The sequence below is a fragment of the Sphingopyxis sp. EU05-FHT14B03 genome (assembly GCF_058790875.1).
This window is the reverse complement of record NZ_JBYTDC010000003.1, coordinates 278067-294544: the sequence shown is the minus strand read 5'-3', so window position 1 is coordinate 294544 and position 16478 is coordinate 278067. Positions and strand designations below refer to the sequence as shown.

General features: G+C 66.8%; 19 protein-coding genes. 3 read left to right on the top strand and 16 right to left on the bottom strand.

Annotation, left to right across the window (positions count from 1 at the left end; genetic code table 11):
- Window positions 1–27 precede the first annotated feature (27 nt).
- Window positions 28–621 carry a hypothetical protein gene (locus tag AC3WS4_RS17950; RefSeq protein ID WP_056345903.1) on the bottom strand — a complete coding sequence of 198 codons (594 nt, stop codon included), beginning with the start codon at window positions 619–621 and terminating at the stop codon, window positions 28–30.
- A 17-nt stretch (window positions 622–638) separates the two neighbouring features.
- Complete coding sequence (locus AC3WS4_RS17945) at window positions 639–1568, bottom strand: isopenicillin N synthase family dioxygenase (RefSeq protein ID WP_492737079.1); 930 nt, start codon at window positions 1566–1568, stop codon at window positions 639–641.
- Window positions 1569–1699: 131 nt separating this feature from the next.
- On the opposite strand from AC3WS4_RS17945, the gene AC3WS4_RS17940 reads away from it, so the two are divergent.
- The gene (locus tag AC3WS4_RS17940) at window positions 1700–2125 is read left to right on the top strand and encodes an EVE domain-containing protein (RefSeq protein ID WP_492737077.1); all 426 of its coding nucleotides are present in this window, start codon (window positions 1700–1702) and stop codon (window positions 2123–2125) included.
- A gap of 3 nt (window positions 2126–2128) precedes the next feature.
- On the opposite strand, the gene AC3WS4_RS17935 is transcribed toward AC3WS4_RS17940, so the two are convergent.
- From AC3WS4_RS17935 to AC3WS4_RS17910, 6 genes are all read right to left on the bottom strand, one after another.
- Window positions 2129–2461 (bottom strand): PilZ domain-containing protein, encoded by a 333-nt coding sequence (locus tag AC3WS4_RS17935; RefSeq protein WP_492737075.1) that lies wholly within the window; start codon window positions 2459–2461, stop codon window positions 2129–2131.
- A 126-nt stretch (window positions 2462–2587) separates the two neighbouring features.
- On the bottom strand, window positions 2588–2989 hold the full coding sequence (gene arfB, locus AC3WS4_RS17930; RefSeq protein ID WP_492737073.1) for an alternative ribosome rescue aminoacyl-tRNA hydrolase ArfB: 402 nt from the start codon (window positions 2987–2989) through the stop codon (window positions 2588–2590).
- Entirely contained in the window at window positions 2982–3677 is a 696-nt protein-coding gene (locus AC3WS4_RS17925) for an RluA family pseudouridine synthase (RefSeq protein WP_492737071.1), read from the bottom strand. Before AC3WS4_RS17925 ends, arfB begins: the two co-directional genes overlap by 8 nt.
- 25 nt (window positions 3678–3702) lie before the next feature.
- Entirely contained in the window at window positions 3703–4503 is an 801-nt protein-coding gene (locus AC3WS4_RS17920; protein ID WP_492737069.1) for a DODA-type extradiol aromatic ring-opening family dioxygenase, read from the bottom strand.
- Between the two features lie 4 nt (window positions 4504–4507).
- Window positions 4508–5104, bottom strand: coding sequence for an FMN-dependent NADH-azoreductase (locus tag AC3WS4_RS17915; protein WP_056345915.1), 597 nt, complete (start codon window positions 5102–5104; stop codon window positions 4508–4510).
- 132 nt (window positions 5105–5236) lie between these two features.
- Window positions 5237–5932: a pirin family protein gene (locus AC3WS4_RS17910; protein WP_492737066.1), complete on the bottom strand. Its 696-nt coding sequence runs from the start codon at window positions 5930–5932 to the stop codon at window positions 5237–5239.
- A 253-nt stretch (window positions 5933–6185) separates the two neighbouring features.
- On the opposite strand from AC3WS4_RS17910, the gene AC3WS4_RS17905 reads away from it, so the two are divergent.
- Both AC3WS4_RS17905 and ctrA read left to right on the top strand, forming a co-directional pair.
- Window positions 6186–7145: a LysR family transcriptional regulator gene (locus tag AC3WS4_RS17905; protein ID WP_492737065.1), complete on the top strand. Its 960-nt coding sequence runs from the start codon at window positions 6186–6188 to the stop codon at window positions 7143–7145.
- Window positions 7146–7320: 175 nt separating this feature from the next.
- A complete protein-coding gene (ctrA, locus tag AC3WS4_RS17900; protein WP_056345920.1) occupies window positions 7321–8028 on the top strand; it encodes a response regulator transcription factor CtrA in 708 nt (235 codons plus the stop codon).
- 249 nt (window positions 8029–8277) lie between these two features.
- Here ctrA and AC3WS4_RS17895 read toward each other — a convergent pair whose 3' ends face one another.
- The 8 genes from AC3WS4_RS17895 to AC3WS4_RS17860 form a co-directional block, all read right to left on the bottom strand.
- Window positions 8278–8724 (bottom strand): PilZ domain-containing protein, encoded by a 447-nt coding sequence (locus tag AC3WS4_RS17895; RefSeq protein ID WP_056345921.1) that lies wholly within the window; start codon window positions 8722–8724, stop codon window positions 8278–8280.
- A 110-nt stretch (window positions 8725–8834) separates the two neighbouring features.
- Window positions 8835–10157: a M20/M25/M40 family metallo-hydrolase gene (locus AC3WS4_RS17890; protein WP_492737062.1), complete on the bottom strand. Its 1323-nt coding sequence runs from the start codon at window positions 10155–10157 to the stop codon at window positions 8835–8837.
- Between the two features lie 67 nt (window positions 10158–10224).
- Window positions 10225–10770, bottom strand: coding sequence for a hypothetical protein (locus AC3WS4_RS17885; protein WP_492737060.1), 546 nt, complete (start codon window positions 10768–10770; stop codon window positions 10225–10227).
- A 194-nt stretch (window positions 10771–10964) separates the two neighbouring features.
- Window positions 10965–11495: a hypothetical protein gene (locus AC3WS4_RS17880; RefSeq protein ID WP_492737058.1), complete on the bottom strand. Its 531-nt coding sequence runs from the start codon at window positions 11493–11495 to the stop codon at window positions 10965–10967.
- Window positions 11496–11674: 179 nt separating this feature from the next.
- On the bottom strand, window positions 11675–12562 hold the full coding sequence (locus tag AC3WS4_RS17875) for a glycine zipper 2TM domain-containing protein (RefSeq protein ID WP_492737056.1): 888 nt from the start codon (window positions 12560–12562) through the stop codon (window positions 11675–11677).
- A 130-nt stretch (window positions 12563–12692) separates the two neighbouring features.
- On the bottom strand, window positions 12693–13181 hold the full coding sequence (locus AC3WS4_RS17870; RefSeq protein WP_492737054.1) for a GAF domain-containing protein: 489 nt from the start codon (window positions 13179–13181) through the stop codon (window positions 12693–12695).
- 1 nt (window position 13182) lies between these two features.
- Window positions 13183–14298 (bottom strand): exonuclease/endonuclease/phosphatase family protein, encoded by a 1116-nt coding sequence (locus AC3WS4_RS17865; protein WP_187140563.1) that lies wholly within the window; start codon window positions 14296–14298, stop codon window positions 13183–13185.
- The gene (locus AC3WS4_RS17860) at window positions 14274–16436 is read right to left on the bottom strand and encodes a prolyl oligopeptidase family serine peptidase (protein ID WP_492737052.1); all 2163 of its coding nucleotides are present in this window, start codon (window positions 16434–16436) and stop codon (window positions 14274–14276) included. Before AC3WS4_RS17860 ends, AC3WS4_RS17865 begins: the two co-directional genes overlap by 25 nt.
- Window positions 16437–16478: the final 42 nt, after the last annotated feature.

The following is a 16478-nucleotide window of genomic DNA, read 5'->3' as shown; positions in this document are numbered from 1 at the left end:
GCGACGTGTGTCGCGACTCAGCGCGCCTCAGAGCCGATCGATGCGCTCGATTGCACTGCGCAGCAGCGGCCGTAATTCGTTTGCAAAAGCCTTCGTATGTTCACGGTAGATGCGGAGGATGTCGTCGGTCGGCTCGTTCTTGCTGACGATCGCGGTTTCGCGCGCGATCATCTTCGCGTTATCGGCGATGCTTTTCTCGATGAGGCGTACGTGCCGCCATAGCGCGACGTCGTCGATCCGCGAGGTCGTGAGCGCATGGGCGAAAACCTCGCGCCCGAATTCGAGCTGGGTGAGCAGCAGGACGATGCTGTCCTTCTGCTTCGCCTTGTCCGGCCCGCCCGCGTCGCCGCGCGCGATCTTCGCGAGCGTGGCGTCGAGATCATGCATCGCACCGCCCAGTAAATTGACGTCGTCGCGCCGGGCGGTGCGGCGGGAGCGGTCGGCGACATAGATGGCGGTGCCGGTCGCTCCGCCGATACCGATCATGGCGCCGGCGAAGGCGAGCCAGTCGCCGGGCGTCGCGCCGTAAAGGATGGCCTGCGCGATCAGGAAGACGACGACGACGGCGAGTCCCGCCAGTCCGCCGACCACAGCCTCACCGACCTTGTCTTTCCAGTGCATTGCCGCCGTGTCCGGGCTTACTTCTTCAACCCGATCTCGCGCAGCCGTTCCTGCAGATACTCATCCGCCGTGATCGGCGTCGGATAGAGGTTCGGGTGCGACGCGCTGATGCAATTATCCAGCGTCTCGATCGGATAGTCCGACCGGAAGTGGAGGAAAAAGGGCATCGAATAACGCGCGACGCTCGCTCGCCCCGCGTCGGGGTTGCGGACGCGGTGCGTCGTCGAGGGCAGGCGGTTGTTGGTCAGCCGCTGGAGCATGTCGCCGACATTGACCGCCATCGCGCCCGGCGGGGGCGAGACGGGGAGCCAACTGCCGTCCTTGTCCAGGATTTCCAGCCCCGCTTCCTCGGCGCCGAGCAGCAGGGTGATCGTGTTGATATCCTCATGCGCCTCGGCGCGGATGCCCTTCGCGGGCGCCTCGACCGGCGGGTAATGGAGCAGGCGCATCACGCTGTTGCCGTCCTGCACCGTGTCGTCGAAGAAGGCGGGGTCGAGCTTCAGATAGCGCGCGATGCCCGAGAGCAGGCGGCCGCCGACGCGGTCGAATTCGGCGAAGAGCTTGTCGTAAGCGGTGCGGAAGCCCGCGACCTCGGCGGGCCAGACATTGTTCGGCTGCTGCGCGGCGAGGCGGTGGCCGGCGGGCAGGTCGCGGCCGACGTGCCAGAATTCCTTGAGGTCGACCTCCTTCGCGCCCTTGGCGATCTCGGTCCCGAACGGCGTGTAGCCGCGCGCGCCGCCGCCGCCGGGGATGTGATAGGCGCGTTTTTCATCCTCGGAGAGCGCGAAAAATTCCTTCGCCTTGTCCCAGGCTTCGTCGATCAGATCGGGGTCGATGCCATGGTCGGTGATCATCGCGAAGCCGAAGCGTTCGAAGGAGGCGCCGAATTCCTGCGCGAACTGGTCGGCGGGCAGCGCCATGGAGATAACGGGAACGGCGGCGGTCATGTATTCATTCCATCTGTCTGGGGGCGGCGCCGGTGGCGCGCGTCATGCGATGCGATTTAGGCGCTGCGGCGGCGGGGTTAAAGGGAAAAAGGCGGTTCCGTCCCGCCCATGGCTCGGCTAGACCCGCGGTCATGGCAAAACATTATTGGCTGATGAAATCCGAACCCGACGCCTATGCGTGGGAAACGCTCGTCAAGGACGGCAAGGGCATGTGGGACGGGGTGCGCAACCACACCGCGAAACTCAACATGAAAGCGATGAAGGTCGGCGACGAGGCGCTCTTCTATCACAGCAATATCGGCAAGGAATGCGTCGGGATCATGGAGATCGTCGAGGAGGCGTCGCCCGATCCGACCGCCGACGAGGGTTCTCCCTGGGTGATCGTGCGCGTCGCGCCGGTTCGTCCGCTCGCGCATCCGGTGACGCTGGCGGCGATCAAGGCCGATCCCAAGCTCGCCGACATGGACCTGATCCGGCTGTCACGGCTGTCGGTCGGGCGTGTGACGCCCGCCGAGTGGAAGCATATTTTGAAGAAGTCGGAAAAGCCCGAAGGCTGAGGCTCAGCGCAGCGGGGTGCTGAGCTTGCTCTGCATATGCGCGGCGACCGACGGGTGCAGCGGGTTGACGAACTCGCAGCCATATTCATTGCCGTCGACGCGGCGGACGATGCATTCGAGTTGCTGCAGCCCGGGCAGGCTGACCCAGATATGCTTGCCGATCGCCGGGCGCGCGAAGGTGTTCATGCGAAAGCCGGTCGACGACAGGTCGAACAACTCGGCGTCATAGGGGTTGAAGCCCGCCTCGCGAAACCGCGCGTTCGCCTTGACCTGCGCGCGCTCGGCGCCGCGGGTTTGGGCGCCCGGCTTGGTGGAGAATGTACCAGAGTGTTTCACGGTCGGCTGCGTTCCCGTTGAAGTGGAGCGGCGAATCTAGGGGGCGATGCTTTCGCAGCGGTAAACGGAGAGCGTAAATATCTTCGGAACGCGGCTTTACTGTCTCGCGGCGGGACGGTTTGCGCCTCAGTCCGACGGGCGGACGCGGCCGCGGCCCGCCTTGATCGTGCTGCGCGCCTTCTTGCTGTCGACGCGGCGCGCCTTCGCCGCCTTGCTCGGCTTGGTCTTCACTCGCCGTTCGGGGCGGACGCGCGCGGCATCGACCAGCGCGGTCAGCCGTTCGCGCGCGTCGGCGCGGTTCGCTTCCTGGGTGCGATAGCGGCGCGCGAGGATGACGAGTTCGCCATCGGTCGTCATCCGGCTGCCGGCGAGGGTTTTCAGCCGTTTATAGGCTTCGGGGTCGAGCCCGAGCGCATAGACGTTGACGCGCAGCTGGCACGCGGTCGCGACCTTGTTGACATTCTGCCCGCCCGGCCCGGTTCCGGCGAGGAATTTCTCGCTGATCGCCGATTCCGGAATCTCAGCCACGCGTCGGCTCCGCACCCTCCGGCGCGGCGAAACCCAGCGCGGTGAAGCGGTCGGGGAAGGGGGCTTCGGCGAGTATCGACGGCTTGTCGCCGCGCGCCACCACCAGCCGCTCGGCGTGGAGCATCGTGCGATCGCGCGGACCGCCGCTACCATAGACGGGGTCGCCGACGAGCGGAAAGCCGAGGCCTTCGAGCGCGTGGACGCGCAACTGGTGGGTGCGCCCGGTTTCGGGGCGGAAGCGCAACAGGCTGCGACCGCCCGCCTCGGCGAGCTTTTCCCAATGCGAGATCGACGGCTTGCCGCGCTTGCTGCCGTCGGCGTCGCCGACCATGCGCCAGCCGTCCTCGGCGGTCGAAACCTTGGCGAGCGGCAGGTTGATCGTGCCGCGCTCGCCCGCGACGATGCCGTCGACAATCGCGAGATAGGCCTTTTCGACCTCGCGCGCCTCGAATGCCCGGGTGAAGCGGCCATGCGCCTTAGGATTGCGCGCGAGCAGGAGGCATCCCGAGGTGTCGCGGTCGAGCCGGTGGACCGCGAGCGGCCAGCGCTTGAACCCGAACTTCAGCGTGTCGAGATGATTGATCAGGCTGATGCCGCCATCGCGCGGCGCATCGACGGGCAGGCCCGCCGGCTTGTCGACGACGATCGCCTCGCCGTCGAGGAACAGGATATGGTCGGTGAGTAACATCGGCGGCCTATAGGCCGCGCGCCGGTCAGCCGAAAGAATAAACGTCCATGCCGAGCAGACCATAGGTCGTGCTGGCGTGCAGCCGCTCGGCCGCGAAGGGCGTGGCGCCCGCGCCCATCGCGACGAACAAGGGCAGGATATGGTCCATCGTCGGGTGATTGTCGTGACCGTGCGGCGCCCGCTCGACCGCGTGCAGCACATCGTCGACCGCGCCCGCCGCCATGCGTTCGGCAACCCAGTCGGTGAAACCGGTCACCCACGCCGGGGCGGGGGCGTCGATGGCGGGGCGTGCCGAGAAGAGCGCGCGGAGGTTGTGGGTGATGCTGCCCGACCCGATGATCAGCACGCCGTCGTCGCGCAGCGGCGTCAGCGCCTGGCCGAGCGCATAATGCCATTCGGGCGAGGCGTTCGACGCGATCGAGAGCTGGACGACGGGGATATCGGCCTGCGGATAGGTCAGCGACAAGGGCACCCAGGCGCCATGGTCGAGCCCGCGTTCGGGATCGGCGGTGACCGTCAGGCGGTGGTCGCCGAGCAGAGCGACGATGCGCGCCGCGAGCGCCGGGTCGCCCGGCGCCGGATAGCGCATCGCAAAGAGTTCGTCGGGAAAGCCGCCGAAGTCGTGGATCGTCGGCGGGTTCGCCGACGAGGTCACCGTCGCGCGGCCCCCTTGGTACGCCGCGTCGTGGTGCGCCGACACCATCAGGATTGTACGCGGGCGCGGCAATTGGGTGCCCAGCCCGGCGAGGAAGGTCCGCGCCGGGCTGGGCTCGAGCGCCATCATCGGCGAGCCGTGCGAAACGAAAAGGCTCGGGAGACGGCGCATCGATTCAGGCCGCCTGCTTGAGGTCGGCGATCGACGCAGTCGCGCGGGCGATCGCTTCGCCGTCCACCATCTGCTGGTCGGCGGCGATGATCTGCACGTCGGTGATGCCGACGAAGCCGAGCAGCTGGAGCATGTAGCGGCTCGCGAAATCATAATCGCTGCCGACCGGCACGCCGCCCGAGGCGACGACGAGATAGGCCTTCTTGCCCTTGAGCAGGCCTTCGGGGCCGGTCTCGGTGTAGCGGAAGGTGCGACGGGCGCGGGCGATCAGGTCGACCCACGCCTTGAGCGCGGCGGGGATGCCGAAATTATAGACCGGCACGCCGATGACGATGGTGTCGGCGGCTTCGAGTTCGGCGATCAGCTCGTCCGAAAGCGCGAGGGCCGCGCGTTGGTCGTCGTTGCGCTCGGCATCGTCGGTGAAATTGGCGCCGACCCAGTTTTCGGTCAGCAGCGCCGGCGGGGTGAGCGCAAGGTCGCGCTGGGTGACCGCGGCGCCATAGCCCTGTTCGACAAGGCGGGCGACGAGCTGGTCGGTGAGTTGGCGGGTGGTCGAACCGCTGTTGCGGGCCGAGGCATCGATGCGAAGAATATGGGACATGACGGAACTCCTTTGACTTGAATGGGCGGAATAAGGGGGTGCCGCGAGTTCATTTACCGGGGGGAGGGGAACTCGCGGCACAGGGGTGGGCCGCCGCCAGGGGAGGGGGAGAGGCGGCGGCCCGGGGCTTCGTTACAGGCTGTCGACCAGCACCAGTTCGGCGTCGTCGATCGCCTCGACCTCGATCGTGCCGACATCGCGCAGCGCGATGCCGTCGCGGGGATCGGCGTCCTCGCCATTGACGCGGATGCGACCCTTGGCGGCGACGAGATAGGCGTGGCGCCCGGCTTCGAGGTCGTAGGAGACCGTCTCGCCGGCGTTCACCGTTGCCGCCGCCACCCGGGCGTCGGCGCGGATCGGCAAAGCGTCATCGCCTTCGATGCCGCTGGCGAGCGTCACGAACTGGCCCGACCGATCGGCCTGCGGGAACTGGCGCGCGCCCCAGCCGGGGTTGCCACCGGCGCGGTCGGGCATGATCCAGATCTGGAACAGCGTGGTCTGCTCGTCCTCGAGGTTGAACTCGCTGTGCGTCACGCCGGTGCCGGCGCTCATCACCTGGACATCGCCCGCCGCGGTACGGCCGGTGTTGCCCATCGAGTCGCGGTGGGTGATCGCGCCGCTGCGGACATAGGTGATGATTTCCATGTCGCGGTGCGGGTGCGGGGGGAACCCTGCCTGCGCCGCGATGGCATCGTCGTTCCACACGCGCAGCGCGCCCCAGCCCATGCGTTTCGGATCATGGTAGTTCGCGAAGGAGAAATGGTGGCGGGCGTCGAGCCAGCCGTGATTGGCGTGGCCGAGGCTGTCGAATTTGCGAATGTCGATCATGGCGTCGTCCTTTCGTTCGGGCCTGCGGCGGGTGCCGGGGGCCGTCTTGTTGAAGCCAAGATAGCGATTGGGATTGTTTCTAAAATAGCGTAGATGGAAATCTATCGTTTCCATTTTTGACCTCGTCATTGCGAGGAGCCGGAGGCGACGCGGCAATCCAGAGTGTGCGTAATCCGCCCTGGATTGCTTCGCTTCGCTCGCAATGACGGGGCAACAGGTGGCGACCATGGGCAGGCAATAGAGGACGAAGAGAATGGCGCTTCCCGATTATGAAGGCTGGGCCTGTTTCGCCGCCGTCGCCGATAGCGGCAGCTTTACCGCCGCCGCGACGACGCTTGGCCTGTCGAAGGCGAGCGTGTCGAAGGCGGTGACCCGGCTCGAGGCATCGCTCGGCATCGCCTTGCTCCACCGCAGTTCGCGCACGGTGACTGTCTCGACCGCCGGCGCCGGGCTGCTCGGCGAGGCGCATGCGATGGTCGCGGCGGCGACCACGGCGACCGAGGCGGCGCGCGGCGACCGCAACGACCTGGCCGGTCCGATCCGCCTCGCCGCGCCGATGAGCTTCGGGATCAAGGTGCTCGGCGGCCCGCTCGCGACCTTCCTCGAAATGCACCCCGCGGTCGAGATCGAGGTGATGCTGAGCGATGCGCGCCATGATGTCGTCGCCGAGGGGATCGACCTGGCGTTGCGCATCGCGAGCATGGAGGATTCGAGCCTGCTCGCGCGCACCATCGCGCCGGTCGCGGGATCGGTGATCGCGAGCCCGGCCTATCTGGAAAAACAGGGCACCCCGCGCCACCCGCTCGACCTCGGCCGCCACCGGCTGATCGGATACGGCCACCGCGAACGCGCGATGCCGCTGCGGTTCCACCGCGACGGCGAAGAGGCGACGGTGATCCCGACCGGGCCGCTCTTTACCAACAATGGCGACATCATGATCCCGCTGTTGATCGCCGGTGGCGGCATCGCGGTGCTTCCCGATTTCATCGCCGAGGAGGCGCTGGTGAAGGGCGAGGTCGTCCGCATCCTCACCGACTGGTCGCTGCCGCAATCCTATCTTCACCTTCTTTCGCCACCATCGCGGCTGCGCCCGGCGCGGGTCAAGGCGTTGTCGGACCATCTGGTCGACACGCTCAAGCGCTCCTGCACCGGTGCGCATGCGCAGCATCTAATGCTCGCTTCGGGGCGTTCGGGACCCGAAACTGTGGCATGAATGCCTCGCGACTCGTGGATTCCTGCGGGTTAAATCAAAATTAACCTTTTCCCTTCATTGCTTTCATGGTTAATGTTCCGGCAGTCCCGCAACAGGGGTTCGGTCGGTGACATCACGCAGGTGATCAAGCGGACGGGTCGCGGGGTCATCGTGGGAAACAGTCAAGGGGTGCCCAATGCGCGTATTGCTGATCGAGGACGAGCCGACGACCGCCAAGGCGATCGACACGATGCTCACGACCGAAGGCTTCAACGTCTATTCCACCGATCTGGGGGAAGAGGGCCTGGATCTGGGCAAGCTCTATGATTACGACATCATCCTGCTCGACCTGAACCTGCCCGACATGCACGGCTATGACGTGCTGAAAAAGCTCCGCACCGCCAAGGTGCAGACGCCGGTGCTGATCCTGTCGGGCATTTCCGAAATGGATTCGAAGGTACGCTCGTTCGGCTTCGGTGCCGACGATTATGTCACCAAGCCGTTCCACCGCGACGAACTGGTCGCCCGCATCCATGCGGTCGTCCGCCGTTCGAAGGGCCACAGCCAGAGCGTCATCAAGACCGGCAAGCTGGCGGTCAATCTCGACACCAAGACGGTCGAGGTCGACAGCACCCGCGTCCATCTGACCGGCAAGGAATATCAGATGCTCGAGCTGCTCAGCTTGCGCAAGGGCACGACGCTGACCAAGGAAATGTTCCTGAACCACCTTTATGGCGGCATGGACGAACCCGAACTCAAGATCATCGACGTCTTCATCTGCAAGCTGCGCAAGAAACTCGCGCTCGCGTGCGGCGGCGAAAACTACATCGAGACCGTCTGGGGCCGCGGCTATGTGCTGCGCGACATCGACGAAGAAGGCAATGAAGTGCGCCGCGTCGCCTGACGCGCAGCGCCTTTTTTCATAGCAGGTTTACACGGGGGACCCGGCGCGGAGCGATCCGCGCCGGTTTTCCGTTTTGCCGTCGGCAGGTCGGCTTTTGGGGTGGGAAGCGGACGCCTCCATCATCGTCATCCCGGGCTTGACCCGGGACCCGCCTTCCTTCTTTCGCTGCCGGATCGAAGGCAAGGCAGGCCCCGGGTCAAGCCCGGGGTGACGAGAAATGGAACGTCTCGTTTCGCCCGAAACCGGGCATTACCGCCGCGCGCGCCAGTCGCTCATGTACGGATTGCCCGGCGACGCGGCGCCGAGCGACAGGCCAGGGCGCTTCGCAACGTCCTTCGGCGGCGGGATGATGCGGAATTCGACGCTGCGGTCGGCCGAGGGGACGCCGCCGCCATGTGCCGCACGCAGTTGGTCGAGGCGGATTTCTTCGTCGGTTTCGATCCCGAAGCGCTGATCGACGACCCAGCGCACCGTCCCCATCATCGCCCGGTGGCCCGGCAAATGGACGGTGAGCCGTTCGCCGCGCGCCAGGCAATGCGGCGCCTGGCCGCCGATGCCGGTCTGCGACACATTGCGCACGGTCACGTCGAAGCGGCCGAACCGGTCGGATTCGAGCGCGGCCTTCACCAGCCGCGACTGGCGCGGCTGTCGTTTTTCGGCGCTTTCGGAAGCAGATTGTTCCTCGTCGTGCGACATGGGCGACCCAAATCATGCCGCCGGATCCCACTCCGGGCAGCGATTTTGGTCCCATCGCTGCCTATAGCACCGGATGGTAAATAATCGGCTAGCGCGGGCGTCGGCTCACCCTATTTTTGCGGTGGCAGGCCGCCAAATGTGACGATGCTTTCGGCACCGCCCGACGACACCGCCGACACGCCGAAAAAATGGTCGTCGATCTGTACGCCTTTGAGCAGGATTTCGCCGCCGGCGTCGGCCTGAACCAGTTTCGAATCGGTCCAGCCGCTCTTGTCGGCGCGGCGCCAGTGGATGCGATAGGCGGCCGCATCCTTGACCGGCGTCCAGGCGACTTTCGTGTCCGAACTCACCGCGCCGTCGATGCTGACGCTGGCCGGAGCGGGCGGCGCGTCGGCGAGGGTGCGCGCCAGCGCGACGTTGAGCGCGGTGACGCGGGCGAGATAGGGGAAGTCCATCTCGTCGACCGTGTCGCCATATTTGCGGCCGTTCTCGGTGCGCAGATCCTGATGCTGGTGGTCGTAATCCTCGACCCCGACGGTGAAGCGGATCGCCGGATAGCCGAGTTCGAGCGACGGCAGATGGTCGCCGCCGCGGCGGAAACGGTCGGGGCGGCGCACCGCGAGCACCTCCAGCCCGATCGCCGGATTCGCTTCGCCCGCCCGGATTGCCGCCTTGGCGAGCGCGCGCGACGGGCCGTCGTCCTCGCCACCGATGCCGCGCCGTGCAAGCTGTGCCGCCAGATCCTCCGACGCGCGGATGCCCTCGCTGAACACGCGCACCCGGCCGTCGACGATCGTGCCGTCGAGCCCGTGGGTGCCGCCGACGATGTCGTTGTTAAGCATCGCCGCGACCTGCCACTTCTCGGTCTGGGCGTGGCGCGCGAGCAGCTTGCCGCCCCACAGCCCCTGCTCCTCGCCCGACAGCAGCGCATAGACGATCGTCGCGCGGTGCTTGTCCTTCGACAGCAGCCGCGCCGCCTCGATCACCAGCGCGGTGCCCGACGCGTCGTCGTTGGCGCCGGGGGCGTCGGCGGTGAAGTTCATCGGGTCGGTGACGCGGCTGTCGATATGGCCCGCGATCATGATGACATGCGCCGGATCGCCGCTACCTTTCTGGATCGCGAGGACGTTTTCGACCATCACCCCGTCGGGTGCGCGCGGGCCTTCGAAGCGGTCGCTGATTCGCGACACCGTCAGGCAGCCGCCGCAGGCCTTGGAAATGCGCTCGAACTCGGCGGCGCCCCAGTTGCGCGCCGCGCCGATGCCGCGCTTCGGATCGGTCGCCGATGACAATGTGTGGCGGGTGCCGAAGGCGACGAGCTTCTCGACATCGGCCTTCAGCCGCGCGGGGTCGGCGGCAGGGGTGTCATCCTTCGCGAGGGCGGGGGTGGCTGCGGTCAGCAGCAGCGCGGCGAACAGGCTGTGTTTGATCATGCCGCTTCATGCGGCTTGGCGCGGACAAAGAAAAGCCCCTCCCCCGGAAGGGAGGGGCTCAAGGAGCTTAGCGCAGGCCTGAGAATTTGATGTCCTGCACGCGGCCATAGCGGATGTCGCAGCTGAACTTGCCCTGGTCGTAGGAACCGCCGCGGCCCCAGCGACCGCCGTAGCCGTCGCGGACGACGACGCGGCCCTTGATCTTATAGCCGTCGCGCTTGCGGTCGATGCTGGTCACCTGGGTGACGTCGGTGTTGCCATAGCGGCGGCTGCCGCGCTCGACCGCGTTGACGCACTGGTTCACCGCGCTGCGGCTGTTGCCATAGCGGCCATAGTCATAGCCATATCCGTAGCGGGCATCGTCGTAGCGGCCGCCACCGCGGTTGTCGTAGCGACCATCGTAACGGTCGCCGCGGTCGTAGCGGGCGTTGCCGCCGCTCGACAGGATCGCGGCGAGGCCGCCGAGGACGACGGCGCCGGCGATCACCTCGCCCGCGCTGATCCCGTCGCCGTCGCGATCGCGGTCGCGGGCCAGTGCGGGGGTGCTGCCGAGCAACATTGCGCCGGCGGTGGCCGCACCAACTGCGGCCTTGGTCAATTTGGTCATAGCCATGGTTCGGTCTCCTTCAACGCAGGGGGCAGAGTTCGCCGCCTGTTGATGCCGGTATAGAAGGAGGGGGGTGTCGCGGGTCTGAACCCGCCGCTTATCTGGGGTTCAGACTTGGTTTAGCGGGGGTTCAGCTTCAAAAGCAAAGGGCCGCGCCACCCTTGGGTGACGCGGCCCTTTGCGAACGCGGTGGGTGGTGATCAGCCGCCGAAGTTGACGTCGACCACCCGGCCGTTGCTGTAGCTGCACCCGAAGCTGCGGACCTCGCCGTTGGCGTGCGAGGCGGTGCCGGTGACATACCAGCCGCCATTGTTCGGCTCGGTGCCGTCGACGCGGTCGACGCGGGCATCGTCGCCCATTTCGGCCTCGACCGCCCAGCTGCACGCGTCGGCGGCGCGCGCCTCGGCCTCGCCGCGGCCATAGGCGCCGGTGGATGCGTCGCTGTCGGCGTCGGGTTGGTAGCGCGGCACTTCGCGATACTGATCGTTCGGATAGGGCGGGTCGTAGCGTGGCTCGCGGCGCTGGTCCTTGTCCTTGGTCGCGGCGCTGGCGATCGCGGCGATCGCGCCGATGACGAACAGGCCACCGAGCACTTCGCCGGTGCTGATGTTGTCGCGGTCGCGATGGCCCCAGCCGCCATGGCGCCCGCGCGCCTCGGCGGGAACGGCGCTCAGCCCGACCGAGGTGATGACGACCGCGGCGGCGGCGGCGATATTGGCAATCTTACGCATCGAGGATTCCTTCCCCACGCGCGGACATCGCCCATCGCGGTCCGCCATCGTCGCGCAATAGGACCAGGATGCTTTCGCGCCGCTGAACCGGTATTCGGGCACGACGAAACGTTGCCGGACGGCAAAAGGCCCGCCGTCCCGGCCGGGAGGCGGGCCCTCTGCTCTTGCCGATCCGTGGTTCAGCAGGCGCAGCGCGGCTTGGGCCGGGGCTTCCACTTCTTCTTGGCGACATAGCGCTTCCGCACCGGGACATTTTCATAATAGGAGCGGGTGGTCGTCTCGACCCGCTCGGTCACCACCGGCGCGCCGGTGGTGATGATCGTCGTCACGACGACCCCCGGGGTGTAATAGCCATAGGGCGCGCCATAGCCCTGATAGCCGTAGCCGCCCTGCTGATAGACGGTCGTGCCGCCCTGGCCGTAATAGCCCTGCGGCGGATAGCCCCCGCCCTGATAAGTGCCGCCGCCCTGCTGATAGGAGCTGCGGCGGCTGTGCCATTCGTCGCAGCGCTTGCGGTCGGCGTCGCTGCCGATCGCGCCGCCGGCGACGGCGCCGAGCGCGCCACCGATCAGCGTGCCTTCGGTCCGGTTGCCGCGCCCCGCGATGCGATTGCCGGCGATGCCCCCCACGACGCCGCCGACAACCGCACCGCCGACCGTGCCCCCCCGGCCACAGCGGCGATTCATTTCCTCGTCATAGCGCGCGTCGTACCCGTCATAGCCGCCACGATTGTCATAATAGGGATCGTAAGCGGGCGGCGGCGCATAGCTGGTGCCCGCACCCTCGACCGTGCCTTCGTAGCGGCCGTCGTAACGGCGGCCGTCGGGCGCCTCATAGGTGCCGTTCCAGGTGCCCGTCCAGCGCCCCTCGGCGTCGTAGGTGCCGTTGACCTGGCGGTAATCGACTTCGCTCGGCACGCGGTCGGGATAACCGGTGTAGACGCGCGCGTCGGGCGCGCTCGGCGCGCCATAGTCGAGCCGCGGGGCGGGATCATGCCCAAAGGCGTGCGCCTGGCCCGCCAGCAGCAGCGATCCGGCGGCGAGCCCGAGAAGAATTGCGGTGCGCATGGTCTAACTCCCTGTTCCGACAGCGGTCGCCGGGGGCGGCAACAGCGATTGGTTAACAGCTTGTTAGCAAAATCGCGGCTTTTCCGCGAATCCGTTTACCTTGACGATTTCGTCCCGATTTGGGTCAGATTCAGGCGGCAAGCGCCGCCGCAATGCGCGCGACCAGCGACTCGGCACCGGCCTGATCGTCGGCGGTGAAGCGATTGGGGATGGGGCTGTCGAGGTCGAGTACTCCGATCAACCGGTCGCCGACGACGATCGGCACCACCAGCTCGCTGCGGCTGTCGGCGTCGCACGCAATATGGCCGGGAAAGGCGTAGACATCCTCGACGCGCTGGGTCGCGCGCAGCCGCGCCGCGGCCCCGCACACGCCCTTGTCGAGCGGGATGCGGATGCACGCCGCCTTGCCCTGGAACGGCCCGAGCACCAGCTCGGTCCCGTCGAAACGGTAAAATCCCGCCCAGTTCAAATCGGGGATCGCCTGCCAGATCAGCGCCGCGACATTGGCCATATTGGCGATGCCGTCGGGTTCGCCCGCGACCAGCGCTTCGGCGGCGGCGACGGTTTCGGCCCATTGGGCGTCGGCGGTGGTGGCGGTCGGGGCGAAGGCGAAGGACATGTCATTTCCCTTTGAAGCAGGGGGGAGGGTCGAGCGGCTGAGCGTCGCTGCGCCAGCTGACGCGAAAGACGATATATTGGGCGTCATGGTCCGAAAGGCGAGGGCCATGTTTGCCGTCGAACAGGGTCGCGACCGAAAGCGGTTCGACGCGTAGCCGGTCGTTGCTGCGATACCCGATCAGGTCATAGGCCTGTTTCCATGCCGCGTGGTCGGTCATCGGCGCCGGGCGCGCGGCAAAGCCTGTGCCCTTCCCGACCAGCCGGAAGGCCGGATCGGCGGCGAAGCGTCCGCTGCGGTCGCCGGCGCGATAGTTGTTGAAATCGCCGGCCGCGATCATCGCTGCATCGGGTGCTACGAACGCAGCCAGGAAGGCGTCATTTTCCTTCGTCTGCAACATATGCGCGGTCTCGGCGCGCGCGATCCCGACCTTGGCGGGTTCGCGCGAATTGCGATGGGTGTTGAAGATCGCGAGCGGCTCGGGCGCGCCGGGCAGGGGGAGGGCGAGGAACTGGGCGCCCTTGTTCGACAGGCAATCATATCCGGCGCAACTGTCGCGCCCGAAGGCCGTGCTGACCGCGCCCATGGCGGGAAGGTCGGTCGCGACATAGAGCCCGCCATCGAGCCATTTGCCGACATGTTCGCCCTTCCACCAGCGCGCGGCGTCGGCATAGCCCGCGGGCGGCGTCGCTGCGGCGAGTTCGCGCCGCTGGTCGCGTGCCGGGCCGGGAAGGATCGTGCGGAACCCGGCCGCGACGGCGATGCGCGAGGCTTCGGGCGTGAACGCCTTGTGCAGGATCAATATGTCGGGGCCGAGGCCCGCGGCGCGGCGTTTCGCGATCCAGTTGGCCATGCGCGCCAGTTTTGCTTCGCGTCCGCTACGGATCGGCCAGGGCAAGCCCTCGACGTTCCACTGCAGCACGCGCAGCCGCATCGCGCTTCGCCCGTCGGCCAAGTGCTCGACACGGGGCAGGCCGGCGAGGTCGCCGCACGCCGCGTGGCGTTCGACGCGCGCCGCCCTGCCGTCGGGAAGCACGGCCCAGGCCGCCGCCACCAGCCCGAGCAGGACAGCGGCGGCGATCCAGGGCCAGCGCCTTACTGGACGCTCAGCCCGGTCCATTTGGCGGCAAAGGCATATTTGTCGGCGGCTTCGGCGATGATCTTGTCGGTCGGCTTGCCCGACCCGTGGCCGGCGCGTGTTTCGATGCGGATGAGGTGCGGCTTGTCACCGGCATGGGCATGCTGGAGCGCGGCGGTATATTTGAAGCTGTGCCCCGGAACCACGCGGTCGTCGGTGTCGGCGGTGGTCACCAGCACCGCCGGATAGGCGGTGCCGTCCTTGATATTATGATAGGGCGAGTAACCGAGCAGGGTCCGGAAATCGGCCTCCTTCGACGGATAGCCATAATCGTCGACCCAATAGCGCCCGGCGGTGAAGCGGTCGAAGCGCAGCATGTCCATCACGCCGACCGCGGGCAGCGCCGCGGCGATCAGGTCGGGGCGCTGGTTGGTTACCGCGCCGACGAGCAGCCCGCCGTTCGAACCGCCCTCGATCGCCAGCTGGCCCTTGCCGGTGATCCCTTCGGCAATCAGATATTCGCCCGCGCCGATGAAATCGTCGAAGACATTCTGCTTCTTGTCGAGGCGGCCGGCGTCGTGCCACGCCTTGCCATATTCGCCGCCGCCGCGCAGGTTCGCGATCGCCAGCACGCCGCCCTTGTCGACCCAGGCGAGGCGGGTGGGCGAGAAGCCCGGGGTCATCGAGACGTTGAACCCGCCATAGCCATAGAGCAGGGTCGGCGACCCCTTGCTGCGGTCGAGGCCTTTCTTCATCACCAGGAACATCGGCACCCTGGTGCCGTCCTTCGACGTATAGAAACGCTGTTCGACGCTGAAATCCTGCGGATTGAAGGTCAGCTTGGGCTCGGCGAAAATCTCGCTTTTGCCCGTCTGGGTGTCGAGCCGATAGATGGTCGTCGGCCGGGCATAGCTGGAGAAGCTGTAGAAGGTTTCGGGGTCGGCCGACTTGCCGCCAAAGCCCGACGCCGACCCGATGTCGGCGAGGTTGATATTGGCGACCGGCTTGCCGTCGAGCGCGACCATCCGCGCCTCCGACTTGGCATCGCCGAGGTAGGACAGGATGATGCGGTTGCCGACGCGCGAGGCGCCGACCAGCGTGCCCGCCTGTTCGCCGACGAGCTGGGTCAGCGCCGCGGGCTTCCTAATATCCATCGACACCAGCCGCTGGCGCGGCGCGCCCTTGTTGGTGAGGAAGGTGAAGCGCGGCCCCTCGTTGGTCACATATTCCCAATTGTTCGCGAAGTCGCTCACCAGCGACACCGGCTTGCCCGCGCCCTTCGGCCCGATCGGATAGAGCGTCAGCCCATAGCGTTCGTCGGTGCCCTCGGAGCCGATAACGATCAGATATTTGCCGTCGTCGCTGACCACCGCACTGTTGTTGAGCTTGGGCTTGTCGGGGGTCGCGTGGATCAGCACGTCTTCGCTCTGTGCGGTGCCGAGCCGATGGAAATAGACCGTGTGATTTTCGTTCAGCGACTGGAACGCCGCGCCCTCGGCGGGCTCGGGGAAGCGCGAATAATAAAAGCCGCTGCCGTCCTTCGCCCAGTCGAGCGACGAAAATTTCACCCAGCGCACTTCGTCGGGCAAATCCTTGCCGGTGGCGACGTCCATCACCCGGACGATGCGCCAGTCGGTGCCGCCGTCCTGCACCGAATAGAGCAGGTTCTTGCCGTCCTCCGACGGGGTCCATTCGGCGAGCGCGGTCGCGCCGTCCTTGGCCCAGCCATTGGGGTCGATCAGGACACGGCCCTCGCCCTTCAGTCCTTCGCGCACGAACAGCACCGACTGCGGCTGCAGCCCGTCGTTGCGGGTGTAGAAATAGCGCGTGCCCGCCTTGCGCGGCAGGCCGAAGCGTTCGTAATTATAGAGTTCGGTCATCCGCGCCTTGAACGCGTCGCGGCCGGGCAGCGTGTCCAAATAGGCGTCGGTGACCTTGTTCTGATCGGCGACCCACGCCGCGACCTTTGGATTGACCCGGACATCGTCCTCCAGCCAGCGATAGGGGTCGGCGACGTCGACCCCGAACTGCGGGTCGACCGTCGTGCCGCGCTCGCTGTCGGGATAGGTCAGCGCGGCGGGGGTGGTAGCGCTCGCGGCGTCGCCGGCGGCCTGTGCGGCGGCAGGGGTCATGAACAGGGCGACCAGCGCCAGCGGCGCGGTGACGGCTTTACGGGACATGGCAAGGCGACCTCTTGGTTTGGGAAATTATCGTGCGTGCCA

Bases quoted from the DNA above. Each gene is read 5' to 3' on its own strand.
- AC3WS4_RS17890 (WP_492737062.1), bottom strand. From the start codon at position 10,157: ATGATCAAACACAGCCTGTTCGCCGCGCTGCTGCTGACCGCAGCCACC.
- AC3WS4_RS17880 (WP_492737058.1), bottom strand. From the start codon at position 11,495: ATGCGTAAGATTGCCAATATCGCCGCCGCCGCCGCGGTCGTCATCACC.
- AC3WS4_RS17865 (WP_187140563.1), bottom strand. From the start codon at position 14,298: ATGGACCGGGCTGAGCGTCCAGTAAGGCGCTGGCCCTGGATCGCCGCC.
- AC3WS4_RS17940 (WP_492737077.1), top strand. From the start codon at position 1,700: ATGGCAAAACATTATTGGCTGATGAAATCCGAACCCGACGCCTATGCG.
- AC3WS4_RS17945 (WP_492737079.1), bottom strand. From the start codon at position 1,568: ATGACCGCCGCCGTTCCCGTTATCTCCATGGCGCTGCCCGCCGACCAG.
- AC3WS4_RS17905 (WP_492737065.1), top strand. From the start codon at position 6,186: ATGGCGCTTCCCGATTATGAAGGCTGGGCCTGTTTCGCCGCCGTCGCC.
- AC3WS4_RS17915 (WP_056345915.1), bottom strand. From the start codon at position 5,104: ATGTCCCATATTCTTCGCATCGATGCCTCGGCCCGCAACAGCGGTTCG.
- AC3WS4_RS17860 (WP_492737052.1), bottom strand. From the start codon at position 16,436: ATGTCCCGTAAAGCCGTCACCGCGCCGCTGGCGCTGGTCGCCCTGTTC.
- AC3WS4_RS17870 (WP_492737054.1), bottom strand. From the start codon at position 13,181: ATGTCCTTCGCCTTCGCCCCGACCGCCACCACCGCCGACGCCCAATGG.
- AC3WS4_RS17885 (WP_492737060.1), bottom strand. From the start codon at position 10,770: ATGGCTATGACCAAATTGACCAAGGCCGCAGTTGGTGCGGCCACCGCC.
- AC3WS4_RS17950 (WP_056345903.1), bottom strand. From the start codon at position 621: ATGCACTGGAAAGACAAGGTCGGTGAGGCTGTGGTCGGCGGACTGGCG.
- ctrA (WP_056345920.1), top strand. From the start codon at position 7,321: ATGCGCGTATTGCTGATCGAGGACGAGCCGACGACCGCCAAGGCGATC.
- AC3WS4_RS17920 (WP_492737069.1), bottom strand. From the start codon at position 4,503: ATGCGCCGTCTCCCGAGCCTTTTCGTTTCGCACGGCTCGCCGATGATG.
- AC3WS4_RS17875 (WP_492737056.1), bottom strand. From the start codon at position 12,562: ATGCGCACCGCAATTCTTCTCGGGCTCGCCGCCGGATCGCTGCTGCTG.
- AC3WS4_RS17910 (WP_492737066.1), bottom strand. From the start codon at position 5,932: ATGATCGACATTCGCAAATTCGACAGCCTCGGCCACGCCAATCACGGC.
- AC3WS4_RS17925 (WP_492737071.1), bottom strand. From the start codon at position 3,677: ATGTTACTCACCGACCATATCCTGTTCCTCGACGGCGAGGCGATCGTC.
- AC3WS4_RS17895 (WP_056345921.1), bottom strand. From the start codon at position 8,724: ATGTCGCACGACGAGGAACAATCTGCTTCCGAAAGCGCCGAAAAACGA.